Here is a 21,851-nt window from a genome sequence, read left to right as displayed (position 1 = left end):
ATCAGACTCCTGAAACCCGTAGCTGGGTGACTGTGACCATCATCGGCGTGCCGGTGGGGACGCAGATCGAGGTGCTCGATTGCAGCAGTACCGGCAGCCCACCCGCGAACACCCGGGTTGCGCCGACCAGCCATTGGCCGGTCACGCAGGGGCCATTGCCGGCGGGTGGTGGCGGCATGCAGCAGCCGGCAATCACGTAGGGCGCGGCCAGGGTTGTCACAGGCTGACCAGAGAGTGTCACCCGCGCAAAAGGCGCAGTCGGCGTTGCTTGCCCGCCATGGCTACACATCACGGTGGCGCCCAGGTGCAAGAGAAAACCGGGCATCAGCAATCCTCCCCTGTCAGGGCCGGGTACGGCTGTGGGCCAGGCCGGCGATGGCGTGAACCGTTCATTTCAAATCACCGTCAATGCGCCTTGATTGATATTCACCGCCGGGCCGTTGAGCATGATCGTCGCGCCCTGGCCGTTGCTGATGGTGATACCTGTCTCGTTGATCGAAATCATCGCCCCGGTCAGGGTCTTGAGCAGAATGCCGCCCGTGGGCCCAGGCAGGTCGGAGATCGTCAGGCCGTTCTGGTTGCCGGTCTGCAGCACAATGCTTGGCGACACCGGCAGCCCCGCCAGCGCCAGGGCTGGCAACTGCGCCGCGCTGCCCCAGAAACCGCCGACCCAGATCGGGTAATCCTGGTTGCCCTGCTCGAACTCGACCCAGACCCCGGCGCCGATCTGCGGCAACACGAACATCCCGCTCTGCTGGCCGGCGAACGGTACGCAGGGCATGGCCCAGCTGGAGATGCCGAGCCCCAGCACATCCGGCACCTGGACCTGGACGCGGGCCATCTGCATCGGGTCGATATTGTTCAACACCACACCGCGAAACTTGCCGTAGTACTTGCCTTGCTCAGCGTTCATACCGGTACCCTCGGCAATGTCGAGATCAGGCCGTTGCGGGTCAGCGTGAAGTTCTGCTTGAACTCGCCCGGCTTGAAATTGCTGGTCACGCTTTTCACGTAATACAAACCGTCGAAGGCGCTGCCCGCGCCGCGCACGCCGACCAGCTGGCGCGCCTTCAGCACCGAGCCGTAACGCAGTACATCGACCGAACCGGTGGCGGTCACCACATCGGCCGAGCCCGCCGCCTCTGCCAAGCCCTTGGACAAGGCCGCCATCGGCGAGAGCTTGGCGGTGTCCTTGAGCAGATGGATCGACTTGGGAATCGGCGCCAGCGCACCGAGCGGCGGGTTGAGCAGACTGATGTCGGGGATCGGCAAGGGAATCGGGAACTTGGTCAACGGATTCTGGATAAACACGATCGGCAGGCTGGCCTTGGTGTTGTCCACGCTGAACGACAGCGCCTCGACATTGCTGTGGGCATCCATGCCCAGGTTCAGCGCCGGTTGCGGTATCCCGAGCTTGATCTCCGGGCCCCAGTAGGCGGTATTCATCCCCGGCAGCGGGCCGGGTTCGACGTAGAACACGTAGCCGGCATCCTTGGCCAGCTTCTGCACATAGGCCAGGTCGGTGCCGTCATGGGTGGGGATTTTTTCCACCGGGATCGGCACATCGCTGAAGATTTGCGGGATCACCAGCGGCACCATGCCAAAGATCGCGTACTTGGCGACGATCAGCGCCACCCGCGCCTCGGCCGACATGGCCGGATAGGGAATGCCGTTGAATTCCTGCTGGTCCATGGCCACCGCCAGGTCCTCCCCGGTGATGGTCAGGGTGCTCTGCCCCGGGTCGTTGGAGCCACTGACTTCCTGGCGGGTGATCAGGCCATCCATCAACACCATCGGCAGGCTGTTGAGGGTGATCACGATCAACACCCGCAGCCAGGGCACTCGCCCGCCCGTGAGCAACAACAGGCTGTGCAGCGGTGAGTTGTTTTGCAGGGCGAAGCTGATCTGGAAGCCACTGCGCGCGCCCGCCGCCGAGGTCACCTGGATGCTCTGCAAGGCATCGATCAGCGGCTTGGGCACCGGTAACGGAATGGCCGGACCAACCAGCAACGAGACATGCATGCCTTTAAGCATCGCCCGGCCCCTGCATGCCTTCGGGCAAGGTCAGGCGGATTTGCCGGCCCAGCTCTTCCAGCTCCAGTGGGTGCAGGCTGCCATTGGCGTCCGGCAGGCGCCAGAACTGTTCTGGATCACCGAGCACCGCCGCGGCCATGCGATCGATCCGGTCGCCCTCGACCACGGTGTAGATCTGCAAGGTGACAAAGCTTGCCGGGTCGGGTACGAAGCGCCGCCGCAGGTAGACCACGCGTCGACCGTCGGCCTGGACCAGCTCGGCGGTTTCGGTCGGGTAGTAACGGCTGTTGGGTGGGAAGCGCTCGCTCATAGCGGTAGTCCTTCAGTTCTGCAGCTAGCCGTTGATTTAGAAAAGCGCGTTCAAGCCCAGGCTGGCCAAGGTCGCGCTGCTGGCCTTGCGCGCCAGGCGTTCGCGACTCTGGTGATAAACCATGTAGAGGTGCCCGCCTTTGTCGCCGAAGCCCAGGTCATTGATGTTGAGCACGCGCATGCCGAGGGAGATGCGCGCGCGAATCGGGTTGAGGTTGACGTCGAACGCCTCCTCGACGATCGAAAAATCGGTGATGCGCACCGGCACCACGCGTTCCTTGCTCCACACGAACAAGGGCAGCGGCGCTTGCACCGGAACGATTTCCAGGGTGCCGGCGTTCGCCATCTGGTTGTTGCGGATCAAGGCGTTGCTGTCCGGGTAGACGATGGTTTCCAGTGCTGCGAGTTGCGGGTGGATACCGACTTCGATCGCACCGGGGTGCTGATCGGAGAACTCCAGCTGGTCGGTGGCGTCGATCTCGGCGTCGAGTTTGATGGTTTCCACCGGCGGCCCCTTCAACCGTAGCGGCTCGCTGATCGCCGCACTGCCGCCGGTGCTCTGCGGTTGCAGACTGCGGGTCAGCAGGTCGGGGTTGTACTGCAGCGCGATCACCCGCAGCACGGCACCGCTGGCCGGGTCGATCAGGATCAGCCCGCCCTTGAGCACTTTCGGCGAATTGGAAAAACCGGTCATACCTCGTGCTCCTCACTCTTGGCGTTGCCGAACAGGTTGGAAAGCATCTTCGAAGGATCGAGATTGAGCTGCGCGGGTTCGGGCTTGATGTCGGAGAGCCTGGGCATGCGAAAGCCGTCGATGCTGTCGTAGTGCAGCGGCAGGCGCACGCCGAGTTTCAGGTCGGTGTCGACTTTGCCACCGAGCAGCTTCCAGGTTTTTTCGGTACGTATCTTGAACCGCCAGACCCCGGCTTCGGCATAGACCCTGGCCTTCAGCGCCGCGTCCAGCACCACGGCGCCACCGATAAAGGCCTTGGCATCGACGCTGAATTTGTCCTTGCTGTAGGCGATCTCGCCATCCAGTTCAGCCTTGCCTTCAAGACCCACCGAGGCCTCGACGCTGAGGCCGCCACCGACCTCGGCGAGGTACAGATCAATGACCACATCAGCGCCGACTTTGCCGCTGATCCCCCCTCCCGCCGGGATGCGGGCGATGGCCTTGAGGTTGAAACTGAAGTCCGGGTCGGCTTCGAACGGGCTGAACTTGACCGTGGCCTTGACCCCGGTGAGCACCCCGGGGCCTACATAGTAGTAATACCCCAGACTGCCCCAGAGCTTGACCTTGAGCCCGATCGGACCGATGGAGGCACCAGGGATCGGAATGCTGCCCGAGGCGGAGAAAATCGGTTGATTTTCGTCTTTCTCCGGGAAGCGCTTGAACAAAGTGACATCGGGAAAGCTCAGCTCGCCGTCGAAGGTGATCTTTTGCTGTTCGTCCACCGTGATGCCGGCCGTGGCCACCATGTCCTTCTTGATTTCGTAGGACAGCCTGCCCTTGCCGGTGATTTTTCCGTTGGGCAGCAACTCGACGACGATATTGCCCTTGGCCCGGCCCTTGTCAATCTTGATATCGCCCTTGCCGTAGACCTTATCGTTGCCGGCCTTGTTTTCGTAGGTGGCGTCCACGATGCCGTCGAGGCCCGAGAAGGCGAATCCGGCCTGGCCCTTGGCGATGAACAGTTCGCCGTCGTACCAGAGGCTGGCCTGGATCGGCTTGAGGTAGGGGTTCTTGACCTTGATCTTGCCGTGCCCCTGGAACACCCACTTGCTGCGGGTGTAATTGAGCTCCAGCGAGGCCTCGTTGCCACCCGGCAGCTCCAGGTTGACCTTGCCGCTGGCGTCGATCTTGCCGGCCTTGAGGAACACATCGACAGCGCCGCTTTTCACATAGGGAATCTTGCCGGCCATCTGCCCCGACTCGATATGCGCCCCGCCACTCCACGCACCGGCCTGGTACTTGATCTCGCCCTTGGCTTCATCGACCCCGGGCAAGTAGACGAAGAGGACGCCGGTCAACACCAGACCATTCTCGTCGGCACTGACCTCGACTTTGCTCGCGGCGATTTTCTTCGTGGTGCCGAACTCGAACGCCACGGTCCCGACCGGCTTCAGTTTGGGCGCCAGGTCGATGGCCAGGGAGGCCTCGGTGATTTTCACCCCGGCGAACGGTGGCTTCAGCTTGTTCTTGTCCAGCGGCGCCTTGAGCCGGAAGTACTCGGGTGAGAAGGCCACCTCGAGCCGTTGCAGCAAGGGCACTTTGGTCGGCGTGATGTAGCCCTCGCCGGCGACCCCGCCGGGCACCAGGTCCAGTTTGGTGAAGCGCCCGGGGCTCAGGTAGTCGTAGGTGAACGCGATACCGGCGTTCTTCTTCGCCACCTCGGAGAGGGTCAGGCCGCCATCTTCGGCGACATCCAGCACCACGCCCGTGCCCTTGGCCGGCAGGGTGATGGGCAGGCGCGTCCGGTCGCGGGTGTCGATCACGGCGCTGATGGTGTCCTTGCCCTTGCCAACCCGGCGCAGGGTCATCAACAACAGCCCGGGAAGGATCTCGGCGCCCGCGACGTTTTCCGGGATACCGGACTCGAAGATCGGCGGCGTCTTGGTCTTGTCGCTGACCCGCAGCATCCGCGTGCTGCCGCCGGCCATGACCGGGTAGTCGATCAGGATTTGCGTGGATTTGTCGGCACGCCCGTCCTTGCCGGGCTTGCCGAGCTTCTTGCCGGTTTCACAGCAGGGCCCGCACTTGCCGGTACTCTTCATTTTGGAATCGGCAAACACCAGGCGGATCTGCGCCGGCGGCTCCTCGCCAGCCTCCTCGATTTTTTCCGCGATGGCTTGTGCCAGGCCGAACACCTGCTGCTTGATCAGGCTGCCGCTCATGCCATTATCAAGGCGGTCGAGCACCTGGATATTTTCCTGGGTGTTATCGCCTCCCACCTGCAATTCGATGACGTGATCCATCTCGCAGGTGCCGCCGCCGACCTTGGGAAACTCGGCATCGCCACCTGCCTTTTGCCAGGCGGCGTCCAGCGCATCACCCATCTTCCAGCCGCGCAGGTTGACCCAGCGCGAACGCAGCTCGTCGGAGCTGACGCGCATTTGCCACAGGCCCGCTTCCTGGGCCTTGGCCCCCTGCAACGTGATGATTGCACGCAGGGCCTTGGCCTTGGCCTTGCTTTGCCAGTCCTTGAGCACCGGGCCCTTGACCTCATGCAACTCAAGGAAATCGACGTCGAACGAGGCCAGCTCCTTGTCCTTGCCCTTCACTTTGGCGGTGGTTTTCTTCTCCGGCGTGACTTTGTGGCCGGTGGTCATTTCCAGGTCCCGGTAACGGCTCTCCACCTCATAGTCTTGCGACTTGCCTTTGCGCGACAGGCGCGGCCCGCTCTGGCTGAGCACGCCGCTGGCCAGGGGCTGGCCGCGCATCACGCTGTCGGCGGCGAAGTCGGCCTCGCGCTCCAGCTGCTGGTAGTGCGGCCCCTGATCGGCCAGATTGCTGATACCGGAGCGTTGCAGGCCTTGTTGCTGCACGGTGTGGGCCAGTTCGTGGGCCAACAGGTGTCGGCCGCTGTCGCTGTCGGGCTGGTATTGACCGGCGCCGAACACGATGTCCTGGCCGACCGTGAAGGCATGCGCATCCACTTCCTGGGCGCTGGCCCCGGCGGCGCTGTCGTCGTGTATGCGTACGGCAGCGAAGTCGCTGCCGAAGCGGCTCTCCATGAAATCGCGGGTGTCCGCGTCCATCGGGCGGCCGGGACGCGCCAGGGTCTCGCCGACCGAAACCGGCACGCCCTGCCCGCTCTCGGCACCCTTGCTTTTGCGTTGCAGGTTCTGCGCGCGGCCGGCGGCGCAGCTTTCGCACTCGCCGCTGCTACCGGCGCCCGCGCCACAGGCGCACTTGCGCTGTAACAGCAGACCGCGCACGGCGGTCTTCGGCGGCGAGGCGTCGCGTTCGGCACTGGGGGCAAGGGCGTGTTCGGTCATTGTCCCGGCCCCTGCAGCTGTTCGGCGATCAGCCGTGCCAGGCGCCGCCCGGTGCGCTCCGGGCGTTCACCGGCGGGCGTGGCGAAGCGGGGAATTTGCACCTGTTCGAGCGCAAAGCCCTGCCCCGGCAGCGGTCCCTGGACCAGCAACCGGCCCAACTCGCGCTCCAGGGCGCCGGCCAGGCGCTGGCCATTGCGCAACGAATAACCGGGCAGCGCCAGGGTCCCTATCGCCAGGCTGATGGTCGGGGCGGCGGGAGCGAGGGTGCGGATCATTCCCAGTCCCCCACTTCCGCCGCCGGCAGCGGTTTCTCCAGCTTGGCGAACTCCGCTTCGGCGGCAGCACGCAAATGCTGCATGCCGATGGCCATGTCCTTGTCCGCCGCGAGGAAGGCCGCGTTCAAGGCCAGGTTGCGGATATGCCCGCCCGACAGCGAAAGCCGCGCCAACTTGCCAATATCCAGCGCGCTGCACGGCGCATCGGACGGAAACGCCCGCTGCCAGATGGCGCTGCGGGCCTCCACATCGGGAAAGGGAAAGTGCACGATGAAACGGATGCGGCGCTGGAACGCCGGGTCGATGGCCTGCTTCAGGTTGGTGGTGAGAATCGCCAGGCCGCGGTAAGTCTCGATCCGTTGCAGCAGGTAGCTGACCTCCAGGTTCGCATAGCGGTCATGACTGTCGCGCACCTCGCTGCGTTTGCCGAACAAGGCGTCGGCCTCGTCGAACAGCAGGATCGCGCCGCTGCTTTCGGCCGCGGCGAATACCCGTGACAGGTTCTTCTCGGTCTCACCGATGTACTTGCTGACCAGCGCCGCCAGATCGATGCGGTAAAGGTCCAGCCGCAGTTCATTGGCCAGCACTTCGGCGGCCAGGGTCTTGCCGGTGCCGCTGCCGCCGGCGAACAACGCGCTGATACCCAGGCCTCGGTCGCTGCGCCGGGCAAAGCCCCAATCGCGGTAAACCCGCGTGCGCTGGCGGACCTGGGCCGCCAACGCCTGCAGACTGGTCAGGGCCGCGTCCGGCAGCACCAGATCGTCCCAACCGGCGCGGGCGTCCACCCGTTCGGCCAGGTGTTCCAGGCCGCGTCGGGCTTCTTCGCGACACACTTGCCAGAGGTGTTCGGCACCGCCCTGGGGCCTGGCCTTGAAGCCTTCGGCGAGACGCAGGATGGTGCTGGCGTTGAGCTGAAACTGCTCCGCCAGCAGACCGAGACCACCGTTGACGCAAGCGCCTGACTCAGCCAATTGTTGCTGCCAGAGCGTGAGCCGCGCCGACGCGTCGCTGCCCTGGACGGTGACCCGGCATTGACGGCGGCGCAAGGCGGGCGCGCTGTCGCCACTGATCAGCAACAGGCACTGCAGATGATCGAGGAACTCGCCCAGGCGCTGTGCCTGCTCCGGGTTCAGACTGTGCGGTTGCAACCAGAGCAGCACGCCCTGCAACAGCGCTTCACGCTCCCACAGGTGCGCCAATTGCTCGCGCTCGGCTGGACCGGCAGGCAGGTCATGCTCGGCCATCCGGTAAAGCTTGAGTCCCAGCTCTGTCGCCAGGGCCTGGGCGTAGCTTTCGCCGTCACCGTCCACCAGCCGCGCGATGGGGGCCACGGCCAGGCTGGGTGCCGCCTGCCACTGGGCGGCGATCTCGAGGACACCAGCCCTGGCCTGATGCCTGTCGATTGCGACCAAGGGGGCATCCGCCAGGTTTTCCTGACGAAACCACGGCTCCAGACGCGGGTCGGGAAAGCTCAGGCCCGCGATCCGGTGCAGGATGATTTCATCCACTACCAGCCGCGCTTGCAGCGCCCCGCCACTGCCGCACGGCTCGAGCAATTGCCAGCGCCGCAGCCGGCCGATCGGGGTGATCGCACTCCACTCCGGTTCCGGCAGCAGGCGCAGGGCCAACTCGAAACTCAACCAGGGTTGGTTTCCGTCGCCGTGGGCTTGAGCCAGCAGGTCGCGAAAGCGTGGGTCGAGGTCTGCGGCGGCGGCCAGCAGCAACACATCCTGCTCGAAACGGCTCAGCCGCAACCGCTCGCTCAACAGCGCCAGGGCCGGCGGGGTTTGCAGATAAGCACCCAGAGGCGCGGGATCGCCAGCCAACCGCGCCTTCAAATAAGCGGCGAAGGCATTCAACGCCTGGGTCAGCACGCGGCGGTTTTCGGCGAAATCGCGGCGCTGGTTCATGGCAGCACCTGCGGCGCGCTGAATTGCCCATCGGCGCCCATGACCAGCGCACTGGTTCCGGCATCCACCTGCACCCTCGCCAGGTAGGCACCCTGGGCGACGCCCTGATATTCGACGGTGACCGTTGCGCTCTGCTCGGCCGGCGGGAGAATGCCATTACCGTCAATCGCGCTGAAACTGTAGGCCCGTGCCGGCCGATCGCCTGGCGGGTGCTTTTCGTTGAGGAGCAGGCGTACCCGCTGCCGCGGACCGACTGGCGGCGTGCAGGTCACCTTGATGCCGCCGGAGCGGTAGGTCACGCCGTCGACCACCGAGCTGGTGGCCCCGGGCTCTACGAGAAAACTCGCCTGCGGGTTGAGGATGAATACGCCCAGATTCGACTGCACCGCCCCATGCGCTACTGGCGGTGTACCCAACCATTGTTCATGGACAACCTGCAATGTGCAGACGCCCGCCCGCAAGGATGCAGGCAGCGCCGGCACCAGGAAGCCGAACTCCAGGGTCTGGTTTTCAACTTTGCCCAGGCCGGCGCTCAGGTCCAGTCCGTTGACCAACAGTTGTACGGCCTGGGCCTTGAAGTTGGCGCCGCTGACCCGCACGCTGCCGTCCGGCAGAATCGGCATTGACGCACCGGCCACCGATTCGATCCGGTCCACCCGTGGCGAACGCAGCGGCACCACATAGAGGTTGCGTGCCAGTACCGGCAGCGGCGTGCGCTGGCTCCTGGCCGTCGATTGCAGCAGCACGCCGATCAGGTACGCCGCGCTGGGCCGCGCCGGCACCTGGATCGCCGACCAGATGCGCGAGAGTTCGTCGGTGCTATGGTTGAGCGGCGTGATCCGCAATTGCTCAACCTGCTCGGCCAGCCCGGCGCGCTCCAGGGCCTTGGGCACATTGGGTTTGTTCGGCGCCGGCTTGAGCGCCGCGCGGATGGCATCGCGGCCCATTCCCGGCGTGTCGTGAAGGATCTGCATGGCGGCGCCGAGCAGGATCTCGGCGTGAAAGTCAGCGGAGCCATAGGCGGTGACAAGAACGTGCAAGTCCAATGCAAGGGGTGGATTGCCGATGCGTTCACCCAGGCTATCGCGGCTCGGCAGGCCGACGTTGGCCCAGCCGGGATTGCGCGTCTGGTTGTAGAGAAAGAGGTTCAGTTGGTCGCCGCCGTCGGGATCTATGCGGTCCGGACCGATACAAGTGACGCTCGGCGCCCCGCCCAGCACATCGCTGATTTTCATCTCGGCCAGACCGCTTTCGAGCAGTTGCTGGAGCGTCGCGAGCGCGGCGGCCAGCCCGAGTGGCGAACTCATGATCGCGGCCCTGCACCGGTGTTACGCTCGCTCAGGTAGTCATCCAGGGACTTGGCCGGCAAGCGCCGGGGCGGCTCTTCCCGACGCGCTGCGGGCGCGGCCTCGTGCGAGAGAATTTCGATCCGGCCGATAGTGATTTCGACCCGTGGCGCGGCGGCCTGCCCATCGACCTGTGGCGGGCGCGGTTCCTGCCGGGCATGCAGTGGCTGGGAGGCCGCGGTGGCATTGGGCGCTTGCTCATGCAAACGCTCGACACGGCGTTCGATCAGCTCCCGACTCAGCTCGTGACGCTCGATGCGTTGTTCACTGTGGGAGCGTTCGATCAAGCGGGTTTCCAGGCGCAGGAGTGACTGCGCTTGCGCGGTATCGACAACAGGCGACAGCGGCAGCGCAATCCGCGATAACCCGGCCTCCTTCGGTGCTGCTATCGCTGGCGAAACCACGCTCTGCGGCGGTCCAGGCGTGGGCGGCGGGATGGTCGCCGCCGACGGCGTTGGCTGCAGCAGCGAGGCCACTCGGCGCAACACCGGCGTAACGGGCGGCATCGGCGTCGACGGCTCGGGGCTCGGCTGCACCAGCACGGGTTGCGGCACAGTCGAGGTGGGCGGTTCGCGGGGGAATGCCGGTGGCGATGGCGGCGCCGACTCGACATCGCGCGGCACCCTAGCGTCGTTTTCAAAGCGCGAGCCGATTCGCGGCCGAATCGCCGGCGGCTGCAGGGAGCGCCGGGCCAGGGCCAACAGCAAGTCGCTCATGACTGCACGCGTTCCAGATAGCGGGCGCGTCGCTGCGGGCTCAAGGCGAGAATCTGCGCTTCGCTCCAGCCGTAAGCCGCTGCCAGCAGATGCACTTGATCGAGTGTCCGTTGCGCCCAATGATCGAGGCTTTCCATCAGGTAACGGCCAATATCGAAGGCCTCGCTCCAGCGTGCCTCGCACGCCGGGCAGCGCATGTCCAACTCAATCAGCGCTTGTGGATCGGCCTGGATCATGGCCTCGCTCAAGGCTTGCAGCGCGCCCTGCGGCAAGGCCTCGATTGATATCGGTTGCGCGCCCTGCACAGCCTCCAGCACGCAACGCCGGACCAATAACTGCCGCGCCTGCTCGATGTCCGACAACGGGGTCAGGGCCGCCAGGTCGAGGCTGTCCGGCAGGCGAAAACGCAGGCGGTAATCTTGCCACTCCAATTGCAGCTCCGGCGCCTCGGCGGGCGGATCATCCAGGCGCAGGTCGGCCGTGTTCAGGTTCAGCTCCAGGCGTTCGGCGCAGTGCCCGCAGCAGGCCATGGCGGTCAATTGCGGACCGAGCAGTGCGCCATACAGATCCAGCAGATGGGCATCGCGCCGCCCCACCGGCAACCGCTCGGCGCCCGCCAGGCCGTCGTCCAGCAAGGGCGCCAATAGCGCGCAGGATTGCAGTGCGGGGGGCAGCGTCTGGCTATGGTCCCAGATCGCCAGCCAGTCAGCGGAATCAAGCTTGGACACAGTCAGGGATCTCCATCGAGGAAACACCGGCAGGCACGATGCCTCGTCAGTTCGGCTCGTTGAAGCTTGGTTCGCTCGGTTCAGCCACCTCGTAATCGCGCTCCCAGCCTTCGTTTTCCAATTTCAGACGGGCGATGGCCACCGCGTTGGCATTGGCGTCCAGGTCCGGCAGTGACTGGAATTCGCTGACCCAGCAGCGGAACACCTTGTACGCCAGGGCCAATTGGCCGGCCTCGTTGTACAGTTCGATGATGATGTCCTTGCGAAAATCCTTGAGCGACACCTCCGCGCCCAGGCCGGAGGCGAAGTTCCAGACCTTGTTCGCCCAGCGCTCGAAATCGGCATCGTGGGTCACCCCGCGTTCCAGGGTGATCGCCTCGAACTCGGTGCGCCCCGGCGATTTGCGGCTGCTGCTGGGATCACCGCCCTCGCGGTGCTTGACCACTTCAGTGGTGCGCTTGAGCGCCGAGACTTTGCTGATGCCGGCGACATAGCGACCGTCCCACTTGACGCGGAATTTGAAGTTCTTGTACGGATCGAAACGCTGGGCGTTAACCGTGAACTGAGCCATGGCATATCTCCCTGATGCAGCGGTTCAGCAGCCACCCACCCGGGCGGCTGCCGCTGGATCACACCTGAATTTGCCCAGCCAACTGCTGGATCCTGATCACCACGAACTCCGCCGGTTTCAGCGGAGCGAAAGCCACCAGGATATTCACCACGCCGCGATTGATGTCGTCCTGAGTAGTGGTTTCACGATCGCACTTGACCAGATAGGCCTCGCGCGGCGTTTTGCCCTGGAAGGCGCCCTGGCGGAACAGGCTGTTCATGAAGGCGCCGAGGTTGAGGCGGATCTGCGCCCAGAGCGGCTCGTCATTGGGCTCGAACACCACCCATTGAGTGCCGCGATACAGGCTTTCTTCGAGAAACAGGGCCAGCCGGCGCACCGGCACGTATTTGTATTCCGAGGTCATCTGGTCGGCCCCGCGCAGGGTCCGGGCCCCCCAGGACACCGCGCCGTACACCGGAAAACTGCGCAGGCAATTGACCCCCAGCGGGTTGAGACTGCCATTCTCGCGGTCGTTCAATTGATAACTCAGCGCCTGTACCCCGATCAGGCTGGCGTCAGTGCCGGCCGGCGCCTTCCATACCCCACGGTCACCGTCGGTGCGGGCGTAAAGCCCGGCCACGGTTCCGCAGGGTGCGCTCAGCCGCAACTTGCCGTTCTTCAGGGGATCGGCGATGTAGATCCAGGGGTAGTAGACCGCGGCGTGATCGGACTTCGGCAACGCGGTGCCGGAGACCATCGCCACCATCTGCTGCGGATCGACAGCCGTTGGCGGTGAGTCGATCACGAAAAATGCCCGGCGTTCCTCACAGTAAGCGGCTGCATCCATCAGCACACCGGTGTCAGTGATACCCGGCAGACAGAGGATGTTGAACAGGTCCACCTCTTCCAGGGCATACAGTCCTTTGCGCGAGTCTCGGTCAGCGATGAAAGCGGAATAAATATCCGCGGCGGCATAAGCGGTTTCACTGCCGCCCTGCAGGGTGACGTTCACCGGTTGGGTGGTCAGCGAGCCCGCCAGCAAGTGCAGTTGGCTGGCGATGCTGTTCAGCGGCGAATCGGAGACCGCGATACTCGAGGCCGCGCCTTGGGTGCCCGTTGCAAGGACCAGGGTGCTGCCGGCCACCGAGCAGACAAAGTTGCGGTAGGCGGGATCGCCTGGTTTACGCGCACGCACTGCTGCCTGAATCCGCGCGGCCATGTCGTTGAGTTTGGCTGCCAGATTGCCGCCAACCGCCCCCGCATCACCGATATCGATCACATCGGAATTGCCATCGAGGCTGATGCGCAAGCCAGTGTGCGTTGTATCTGGCAGTGCATCCAGGTCGTTGGCACCAAAGGTATCGCTGGTCAGGGTTGCAGGATCAGGCACCGGCACCGGCCGGATCGCCCCGACCGCGTCGACCTCGACGCCACCGGCCTCACTGCCCAGTTTGAGCGCGGCACTGGCATTGCTCTTCTGCCCGGGCAGCACCCGCACACTGGAGAATTCGCCGCCGACACCGGACGTCATCAGGATCGTTTGCGTAGTGGCCGGCCGCCCACAGGTAAAGTTCTGGTAGGCCAGTTGGCTGTTCGCCTGCGCCCGGACCTTGGTCTGGATCGCGCCACACAGTGAATCCAGACGCTGGGTCGCCGTGCCGCCGGCGATATCCGCCGGCAGTGCGATCAGCACCTTGACCGGCGGCAGATTGTTCACGCTGACCCGAAACTCGTTGTGGTTGGCGTCCAGCAGGGTCGTCACATCAGCCAGGGTGGCGCTGCGCGAAGTGCCGGCGGCCAACCCGTCCAGCGCCGACTGACCGACCACCCGACTCAGTTTGACCAACTGTGAAACCGCATTGACCTGATCCAGCGCGTAGCGGGCATCCATCGAGTTCATCGACAGATTTTCATAGCGTTCGGCGCGTCCATCCGAGGCGCGGATGAACGTGATGTTGAATGAGCTACCGGGGTTGATGGTGAGGTGATCCACCCGTACTTCGATACCGTTACCCGCAGCGCCTTCGTCCAGCGCCTGGACCTTCAGCACATCGATCGGCGTCGCGTTCTGCAAGGTTTTGCTCGCGGTGCTGGCGTCCTTGACGATACGCACCACGTAAGCCTCGGTGCCGCCGTTCTGGAAGAACTGGCGGACCGCATAACCCATCTCGGAATCCACCGCCAAACCGCCGAAACGCCGCTCGTAATCGGCGAAACTGAACAGGTGCTGGGCTTTGTTGATCGGCCCGCGTGGCGCCGAACCGGCGAAGGCCGCCACCGAGGTCGCGACACCGGTGATGGTCCGCACGCCGCTGGGAAGTTCTTCGATATAGACGCCTGGATAGCTGAGTTGGGCAGGCATGGCGGATCCTTTCCGGGCAGGATGCAGGGGGTTGATGGCCAAATCCCTTCCGAGGCAGATCCAACTTCGTCTCACAACCAACACAACTACATCCGAACCCACTCACGGCCCGGAAACCGATGATGACCTGGACGGAGTTCAAATTCCCGAGGGGAACTGACGGCCCATAATTCGAAAGGTATGGATAGCTATAGATCGTTTTTTTTATTACGCAAATTCAAATATCTCCATCTTTACTAATGGCTCAATGACATAGTTAATTTAGTAAACGCCTGAACTCAAAGAGCTGCCGCCCAAGGGCAATACCCAATTGTTATAAACCCCCGGAGCGAAGTAACAAATAACTTTAAAAGCTCAATGACTGTTTCATTGTAGCGCTAATAGCCAGACATCATTAAAACCGGCAAAGAGGCCTCTAAGTTCAGGGAGTTGATAATAGGCCGCTAATGTCTTGGTGGACTTGCGAGGAGGCGTCATTACATATTCTCCAGCACAGCTATACTCCAAAACGCCTTGCACCAGACCTCAAAAAATCGCTCCGTGGTGTTGCTCCGGTCGTCTCAGCGCCGTTGATCTCAGCCGTTCCGCTATTGGGCCACAGGCGGTCAACTTTGCACCTCAGGTGCCCGGCATGGGCTGCAGCCAATGCAGCGCAAGGACAACGGGCAGCGGGAGGTAGAGTCATGGACATGCTTCTGGCACGGAACAAGAGTGGCGATGACGTAGCGGAACTTCGCAAGCAACTGGCCAAGGCACTGGCCGACGACGAGCGAGGTTTCCCCGGACTTGCAGGAGGAAGTGATTTCGACGCATTGACGGAATCGGCGGTCCGTCACTGGCAATCGGGCATCGGCATAGTGGCAGACGGAGTGGTCGGTCCTTACTGCCAGAGCCTGCTGGGTCTGCGCAAGCTCAAGGCGCTGGCCATGGCGCTCGGCGTGGATACGGTAAAGCTTCTATTCCCCGCCACCAAAGCGTCGAACATCCAACGCTACCTTTCTTATGTCGTTGCGGCCCTGGCAGCGGCCGACCTGACGGACAGGCCGATGATACTGGCAGCGTTAGGCACCATTCGCGCCGAGACCGAAGGCTTCGTGCCCATTTCGGAGTTTCCCTCGAAGTTCAATACCAGGCCGGGCATGCCGCCGTTCAGCGCCTACGACGGCAGAGCGGGCCTCGGCAACACCGAGCCCGGTGATGGCGCGAACTTCCGCGGCCGTGGCTTCGTACAACTGACCGGGCGCCATAACTATCACGTCTATTCAGAGAATATTGACCTGGATATCGAAGCGCAGCCGGACCTTGCCAATGCTCCCGAGGTAGCGGCCACCCTGCTGGCGCGATTCCTTGCCGACCGGGCGTCCAGGATTCGTACCGCCCTGGCCAGTGACAACTACCGCGCGGCCCGCAAGGAGGTCAACGGCGGCTCCCACGGCCTCGACCGCTTCAGCGATGTGTTCAGACTTGCAGAGCTGATTCCACAGCCGACCCGCGCCCGTCAGGTCAAGGGCGCGGCGGCGAAAAAGGCTGCAGCGAAGCCAACGCCAGTCGCGCGTCAGCTCGATGCCAGCAAGGACCCGGTGGACCTGCGTGACCGCACTTACATGCCACCGCCTTCAAGCCTGCCCGATGCCTTTCCCAGTGACGATCTGATCAAGGAGTATCTGCCGCGCTATACCCAGTCGGGGTTGATCCTCGACCAGGGCCGGGAAGGTTCCTGCACCGGTTTCGGGCTGGCTTGCGTGGTTAACTACCTGCGCTGGCGCAAGAACGGCAACGGCAAAGTTCCGGAATCGGTCAGCCCGCGGATGCTGTTCAACTACGCGCGACGCTACGACGAGTTCGCCGGCGAGGACTATGAGGGCTCCAGTTGCCGTGGCGCCCTCAAGGGCTGGCACCACCACGGCGTGTGCCTGGAGTCCGACTGGCCCTACGATGACCAGGACACCCTGCCACCCAAGTTCGGTTATGCAACCCGTGCAACCGACAACACATTGGGCATTTACTACCGTATAGACATCAGTTCCATCACCGATCTGCAGGCCGCCATCTGCCAAGTCGGTGCGATCTATGTGTCCGCTTTCACTCACGACGGCTGGAACCACTTGGCAAAACCCAAGGGCAAGGTCAACAGACATGGCGCCCTGCCGGCCATACCGTTCGACGGCAGGCCGTCGCAGAGCGGCGGCCACGCCTTCGCCCTGGTCGGTTTCAATGCCACCGGCTTCATCGTGCAGAACTCCTGGGGCACCACCTGGGGCGGGGGCGGTTTCGCCCTGCTGACCTACGCCGACTGGCTCGCCAATGGCATGGACGCCTGGGTTGCAGCCCTGGGCGTACCGGGGGTGATGCTCGGCCAAATGGCCGCAGGCCGCAGTACGGCAATCGCTGCGGCCGCTGTCGACAGCTCCCAGTGGTGGGATGAACCCAAGGCCTATGAGCACAGCGTGATCTTCGGCAACAACGGACGTATCGATCGTCACCTCACCCAGGACGAGCTGAACCGTTCACTGATGTACCAGGCCTGCGGGCTGCCTGACCAGTGGTTCCGTTCGCAGCCGGGCAAGACCAAGCGCCTGGTGGTCTACGCCCACGGTGGACTGAACGACCAGGCCGCCGCCATCGAGCGTGCGAGGGCGATGGGACGCTACTTCCTGGGCAATGGCTGCTACCCGCTGTTCATCGTCTGGAAGACCGGTGTACTCGAATCCATCACGGACATCATCACCGACAGGTTCCAGCGCGAACCGGCCCGTGTCGGCGGTTTGCGCGAGAACGTCGAGGACGGAGCCGACCTCCTCCTCGAACGGGGAATTGGCCGCCCCTTCGCCCGTCCGATCTGGAGCGAGATGAAAGAAAACGCCGAGTTCGCCAACCTGCCCACCCGTGGCGGCGACAAACTGGTGACGGCCCTGCAGAACCTGGCCAGGACCTGGGGCGACGATCTGGAAATCCACCTGGTGGGACATTCGGCCGGCGCGATCTTCCTTGGCCATGTCATCGACCTGTTCGCCGCACGCGGCCTCGAAACGAACGTCCACTCGCTCCACCTCTACGCGCCAGCCTGCACGGTGCAGTTTGCCAATCGCCACTTCGCTCCCCACGAAACGCTGATACAGAACCTCTACCTGGACATCCTTTCGGACCGCAATGAGCGTGACGACAGCATCGGCCGCTATGGCAAGTCGCTGCTCTACCTGGTGTCCAACGCGCTGGAAGGCGACCTGCGCATGCCGATCCTTGGCCAGGCCAACGTGCTCGACCCCGAGTACAAGGGCTGGGACGGCTCCTCCAGCACCGGCGAGGCACTGGGCAAATGGCGCCAGACCGTCCAGTTGGCGGGCCTGGCCAGACGCAAGCAGATCGACATCCTCGACACAGCCACGGTGTTCAGCTACCGATCGGACATGCCCGACAACCGCTCCAGCGCCACCATCAAGCCGACCCACGGCTGCTTCGACAACAACGTGGATGTGGTGAGCCGGACGCTCAAGCGCATCACCGGAACCGAGCCGAAGCAGGAACTCAAGTTGCCGGTGGATGATCTGCGGGGGTTCTGACAGAAGGCCCGTATTCGCCTGTAGAAATGAACCAACATCTTTGTGGATTGATTGTTTGCATACTGTAAAAATTCATCTGCTTCAGACCTGATAGTAGCTGCGATACCACTTCACGAATTGTTCCACACCAGCCTCGACCTCCACTTTCGGCCTGAAGTCGATCCACGCTTGCAGTGCGCTGGTGTCTGCCCAGGTCTTGACCACATCACCGGCCTGCAGCGGCATATAGTTGCGCCGGGCTGTCAGACCCAGTGACGACTCCAGGCACTCGACGAAGTCCATCAACGCCATGGGCAAGCCACGACCGATGTTGAACAACCGGTTGCAACCTGCACCGGACTCGACCGCTACCGGCACACGGGTGCGCAAGCGGGCAATGCTTTCGACGATGTCGTCGATGTAGGTGAAATCCCGCGCCATTTCGCCTTGGTTGTAGACGTCAATCGGCTGGCCATGGAGGATGGCTTCGGTGAATTTGAACAGCGCCATGTCGGGCCGGCCCCAGGGTCCGTAGACGGTAAAAAAGCGCAAGCCACTGGCCTTGAGGCCATACAGATGGCAGTAGCTGTCGGCCAACAGCTCATTGGCGCGCTTGGTGGCCGCGTACAACGAAACCGGGTGGTCGACGGAGTCTTCGACGCTGAAAGGCAATTTACTGTTGCTGCCGTACACCGAACTGCTGGAGGCATAGATCAAGTGCTCTGGACAATGGTGCCGACAGGCTTCCAGCACATTGAGGAAACCCACCAGATTCGATTGCCCATAGACATCCGGGTTGTCAAGCGAATAACGCACACCAGCCTGGGCCGCCAGATGCACCACCTCGGTAAACCGGTGCTCGCCGAACAGCGCCATCAAGGCCGGTTTATCGACGATGTCCATTTTTTCGAAATGAAAGCCCGGCAAGCACGCAAGCTCTTCAAGCCGTGCCTGCTTGAGCGTGACCTCGTAGTAGTCGTTGAGGTTGTCGAGGCCGACCACCTCGTGACTGTCCAGGCACAAACGCCTGGCCGTATGAAAGCCGATGAATCCGGCGGCGCCGGTGACCAGGACGGTCATGAAGCAGTCGCCTGTGAACTGAGCGGCCTCTCGATCCGGATACATTGCACGGTCATGTTCATAGCCTGCTCCATCGCCTGGCGCTTAAGCTGAGGCAGTTACTTATAGCCCTATGTCCGTAACAGGTCCAGACCTGCTTACCCTATCGATGAAAAAAAATTATTAATTAAAACAACTACTTGCCAGTCACTCCCGAACTTTTGGATCAAAGGCATGTATTTTGACTGGCAACGTTTGACAAGGCCCCACAGACTAGTTGATAACTTACATCGGCCTATCAAAAGTAGGCCGACATCGGAGCACTAGTCGGCATTCGCCGATCCAAAGGGAACACTAAAGCAACTATTGACGTTAACGGCCCTACTACAAGGACTGTGCGGTAGCTTTGGCTCTGACAAACACTCGGATGGGCCCATCAAGTTGCGCTGATGGCACTAAGACATACAAGTGTCCGTGCACTACGGCCGCGGATGTTTTTATCCTCCTTACGACGATGGACCTCCCGGTCAAGACTCAAGCGTAACATGCTTCATTATTGATACACACTTTAGCCCATAAAAACAATTACGCCGGGCTCCCTAATCTCCAACACCGCCTACTGGCCAGCATGAAGGCTGCTGATGCCAGAACGGATAACGATGCTTAAACTTTCGCTAAGTACGGAGTTTGCAAGCATGCTAACTAACAATACCGATGGCTCTTGTTGGTACCTGCTCCAGTGCAAACCGCGTCAGGATGACCGGGCACAAATCAACCTGTTGCGGCAAAGCTACGAGATCTTTCGCCCGCAACTCACCACCGATCGGCTGATCCGCGGCAAACCGCAGAAGGTTTGCGAATCGCTCTTTCCAGGCTATCTGTTCGTTCGTTTAAGCCACGACGACAACTGGGCGCCGATACGCTCGACCCGCGGGGTCAGCCGATTGGTCGAATTCAATCACGGCCCCGCGGTGGTGGCCGATAACGTGATAGAGCATCTGCGTACGCGCTGCCTGACATCTGCGGCGCCCGGCATTGAAGAACTTCAACCCGGCCAGACATTGCGCATCATCCGGGGGCCACTGTCACCTCTGGAGGGTGTCTTTTTGTCCATGCTGGGCGCGGAACGGGTCATGTTGCTACTTCAATTCCTCAATCGGCAACAGTCCATCTGTATTCCGCTGAGTGATCTCGCCCCCAGTAAATCACTTGCCGGCCAGCGTTAACACTCAATCTTGGATCCATTACCAGTCTTGCACTGATCGTGCTCGCCCTGCGTCCCCCACGCCTGAGCACCACTTTCCAGGAGCAATGATACGGCCATGAAGCCCCCCCTCCCCTTGGCGCTTATTATGGTCAGCCTGTACCCAGGATATGCCTGGTGCGTTGATCCCCAGAACATCGATATCCATGGATTCAACTTCACTCCGACGCTGACTTTTTCGCAAGCGTTCGACGACAACATCCGCGAGCTCGAACACAATGTGCAGTCGTCCATGGTCACGCGCATCGCGCCCTCCTTCGAGCTCAAGGCGGAAGACCGCAACAGCGCCACCCGGTTGATCTGGCAACCGGCCCGAAATATCTATCACGATGAATCCGACGCCTCCAGTTCCGCACAACGTGTTGAGTTGGCCAGCATCATGGAGTTCACCGACCGGCATCGCCTGAAACTTGAGGGGGAATGGCGCAAATACGAGCGAACGACCGACACGGCGGTGGATGGCATCAATGACAAGATCCAGAATAGCAAGGCCAACGGTCTCTATACCTACGGCGCTAAAAGTGCAGCCAATCAAATTGATCTCGGGGCCAGTTACACACAACTTCGCTATGACAATTCCGGGGGGATCAACGACGACAAGGAACGCGACACCACCGAGCTGAGCACCACCTGGTACCACCGCATCGGTAGCAACACCCGTGGTCTGTTGGAGTACGACCACACGATCTTCGACTACTTGCAAGCCAACAGCCCCCGCAGCAGCAAATCCGATGCTTTGCTCGCCGGTGCCGAATGGGATTTCACTGCTCGCACCACCGGCAAAGTCCGGGTTGGCTATGAGCGCAAGAATTTCGATGACAGCGAGTCCAAGGACCTCGATAACCCGACCTGGCAGGTGGATCTGCAATGGAAACCACGTACCTACTCGACCTTCACTGTTCTGGCCCGCCAGGCCATGGCGGAGGGTGACGATGGCGCCGATGCCGTCAAGGCCACCTATGCCCAGCTCGGCTGGCGTCATGGCTGGACCGAACGCATCACCGGCGTCACGGAAATCGGTGCGGGTCGCGACGTCTACGAGGGGCAGGACCGGACCGATGACCTGCGCGAGTACCACCTGGCCCTGGTGTACGAAATGCGCCGCTGGCTGGACATTGAAGTCGGCTATCGCTACCGCGACGACAATTCCGATGCCGACAACGAAAGCTACGAACGCAACGTGTTTCAGGTCAGCTTCGACATCAGTCTCTGAGGAGATTTTCCATGAACACACGCATCCTTGGCCTACTGCTCGTGTTGTGTCCGATCCCTGTCTCACACGCCGCCGATCCCGGTACCCAGTACAAACTGGCGGCGGGCGACGTACTGCGCATCACGGTTTTCGGCGAGCCGGAGCTGAGTCTCAAACGGATTCGTCTCAACGATGCGGGGACGTTTTCCTACCCCTTTCTGGGGGAAATTTCCGCCAAGGGCCTGACCCCCAACCAGGTCGAAAAAATCATCGTCGACGGACTCAAACAGGGTTACCTGATCGACCCCAAAGTCAGCCTGAGCCAGATCGAATACCGCGCCTTTTACATCAATGGGGAAGTGCAAAAACCAGGCAGTTATCCGTTCGTACCGGGGCTAACCCTGGACAAGGCCATCGCCCTGGGCGGCGGCCTGACCGAACGCGCCTCGATCAAGCGAGTGACGATCGTGCGCGGCGATGACGGCCAGACGCTGACCGACAACATTACCCGCAGCACCGTGATTGCTCCGGGTGACACCATCTCCATTGCACAAGGCTTTTTCTAATC

General features: G+C 62.3%; 18 protein-coding genes. 4 read left to right on the top strand and 14 right to left on the bottom strand.

Features of this window, described 5'->3' with window-relative positions; translation table 11 throughout:
* Position 1: 1 nt before the first annotated feature.
* The 13 genes from F8N96_RS13825 to F8N96_RS13765 form a co-directional block, all read right to left on the bottom strand.
* Entirely contained in the window at positions 2-325 is a 324-nt protein-coding gene (locus F8N96_RS13825) for a hypothetical protein (RefSeq protein ID WP_150798273.1), read from the bottom strand.
* Positions 326-394: 69 nt separating this feature from the next.
* A complete protein-coding gene (locus F8N96_RS13820) occupies positions 395-913 on the bottom strand; it encodes a phage baseplate assembly protein V (RefSeq protein ID WP_150798272.1) in 519 nt (172 codons plus the stop codon).
* Complete coding sequence (locus tag F8N96_RS13815; protein ID WP_150798271.1) at positions 910-2,034, bottom strand: hypothetical protein; 1,125 nt, start codon at positions 2,032-2,034, stop codon at positions 910-912. Before F8N96_RS13815 ends, F8N96_RS13820 begins: the two co-directional genes overlap by 4 nt.
* The gene (locus F8N96_RS13810; RefSeq protein ID WP_150798270.1) at positions 2,027-2,344 is read right to left on the bottom strand and encodes a LysM domain-containing protein; all 318 of its coding nucleotides are present in this window, start codon (positions 2,342-2,344) and stop codon (positions 2,027-2,029) included. Before F8N96_RS13810 ends, F8N96_RS13815 begins: the two co-directional genes overlap by 8 nt.
* A 36-nt stretch (positions 2,345-2,380) precedes the next feature.
* Positions 2,381-3,037 (bottom strand): hypothetical protein, encoded by a 657-nt coding sequence (locus F8N96_RS13805; RefSeq protein WP_150798269.1) that lies wholly within the window; start codon positions 3,035-3,037, stop codon positions 2,381-2,383.
* Positions 3,034-6,342, bottom strand: a complete 3,309-nt coding sequence (locus F8N96_RS13800) for a DUF4157 domain-containing protein (RefSeq protein WP_150798268.1) — start codon at positions 6,340-6,342, stop codon at positions 3,034-3,036. The genes F8N96_RS13805 and F8N96_RS13800 overlap by 4 nt, the downstream gene beginning before the upstream one ends.
* Entirely contained in the window at positions 6,339-6,617 is a 279-nt protein-coding gene (locus F8N96_RS13795; protein WP_150798267.1) for a hypothetical protein, read from the bottom strand. The genes F8N96_RS13800 and F8N96_RS13795 overlap by 4 nt, the downstream gene beginning before the upstream one ends.
* Positions 6,614-8,527, bottom strand: coding sequence for an ATP-binding protein (locus F8N96_RS13790; RefSeq protein ID WP_150798266.1), 1,914 nt, complete (start codon positions 8,525-8,527; stop codon positions 6,614-6,616). Before F8N96_RS13790 ends, F8N96_RS13795 begins: the two co-directional genes overlap by 4 nt.
* A complete protein-coding gene (locus tag F8N96_RS13785) occupies positions 8,524-9,834 on the bottom strand; it encodes a DUF4255 domain-containing protein (RefSeq protein WP_150798265.1) in 1,311 nt (436 codons plus the stop codon). The genes F8N96_RS13790 and F8N96_RS13785 overlap by 4 nt, the downstream gene beginning before the upstream one ends.
* Positions 9,831-10,589, bottom strand: coding sequence for a hypothetical protein (locus F8N96_RS13780; RefSeq protein ID WP_150798264.1), 759 nt, complete (start codon positions 10,587-10,589; stop codon positions 9,831-9,833). The genes F8N96_RS13785 and F8N96_RS13780 overlap by 4 nt, the downstream gene beginning before the upstream one ends.
* Positions 10,586-11,317, bottom strand: a complete 732-nt coding sequence (locus tag F8N96_RS13775; RefSeq protein ID WP_150798263.1) for a hypothetical protein — start codon at positions 11,315-11,317, stop codon at positions 10,586-10,588. Before F8N96_RS13775 ends, F8N96_RS13780 begins: the two co-directional genes overlap by 4 nt.
* 46 nt (positions 11,318-11,363) lie before the next feature.
* Positions 11,364-11,888: a phage tail protein gene (locus F8N96_RS13770; protein WP_057399652.1), complete on the bottom strand. Its 525-nt coding sequence runs from the start codon at positions 11,886-11,888 to the stop codon at positions 11,364-11,366.
* Between the two features lie 58 nt (positions 11,889-11,946).
* Positions 11,947-14,229 (bottom strand): phage tail sheath family protein, encoded by a 2,283-nt coding sequence (locus F8N96_RS13765; RefSeq protein ID WP_150798262.1) that lies wholly within the window; start codon positions 14,227-14,229, stop codon positions 11,947-11,949.
* A 683-nt stretch (positions 14,230-14,912) separates the two neighbouring features.
* Here F8N96_RS13765 and F8N96_RS13760 point away from each other — a divergent pair.
* Positions 14,913-17,789, top strand: coding sequence for a C1 family peptidase (locus F8N96_RS13760; RefSeq protein WP_150798261.1), 2,877 nt, complete (start codon positions 14,913-14,915; stop codon positions 17,787-17,789).
* 81 nt (positions 17,790-17,870) lie between these two features.
* Here F8N96_RS13760 and F8N96_RS13755 read toward each other — a convergent pair whose 3' ends face one another.
* Positions 17,871-18,848, bottom strand: a complete 978-nt coding sequence (locus tag F8N96_RS13755; protein ID WP_150798260.1) for an NAD-dependent epimerase/dehydratase family protein — start codon at positions 18,846-18,848, stop codon at positions 17,871-17,873.
* A 674-nt stretch (positions 18,849-19,522) separates the two neighbouring features.
* On the opposite strand from F8N96_RS13755, the gene rfaH reads away from it, so the two are divergent.
* The 3 genes from rfaH (at position 19,523) to F8N96_RS13740 (ending at position 21,849) form a co-directional block, all read left to right on the top strand.
* Positions 19,523-20,053, top strand: a complete 531-nt coding sequence (rfaH, locus tag F8N96_RS13750; protein ID WP_150798259.1) for a transcription/translation regulatory transformer protein RfaH — start codon at positions 19,523-19,525, stop codon at positions 20,051-20,053.
* Positions 20,054-20,149: 96 nt separating this feature from the next.
* A complete protein-coding gene (locus F8N96_RS13745; RefSeq protein WP_150798258.1) occupies positions 20,150-21,304 on the top strand; it encodes an outer membrane beta-barrel protein in 1,155 nt (384 codons plus the stop codon).
* 11 nt (positions 21,305-21,315) lie between these two features.
* Positions 21,316-21,849: a polysaccharide biosynthesis/export family protein gene (locus F8N96_RS13740; RefSeq protein WP_150798257.1), complete on the top strand. Its 534-nt coding sequence runs from the start codon at positions 21,316-21,318 to the stop codon at positions 21,847-21,849.
* Positions 21,850-21,851: the final 2 nt, after the last annotated feature.

The organism is Pseudomonas fluorescens (assembly GCF_902497855.1).
Lineage (GTDB): Bacteria > Pseudomonadota > Gammaproteobacteria > Pseudomonadales > Pseudomonadaceae > Aquipseudomonas > Aquipseudomonas fluorescens_BI.
This window is presented reverse-complemented; position numbering and strand designations above follow the sequence as displayed.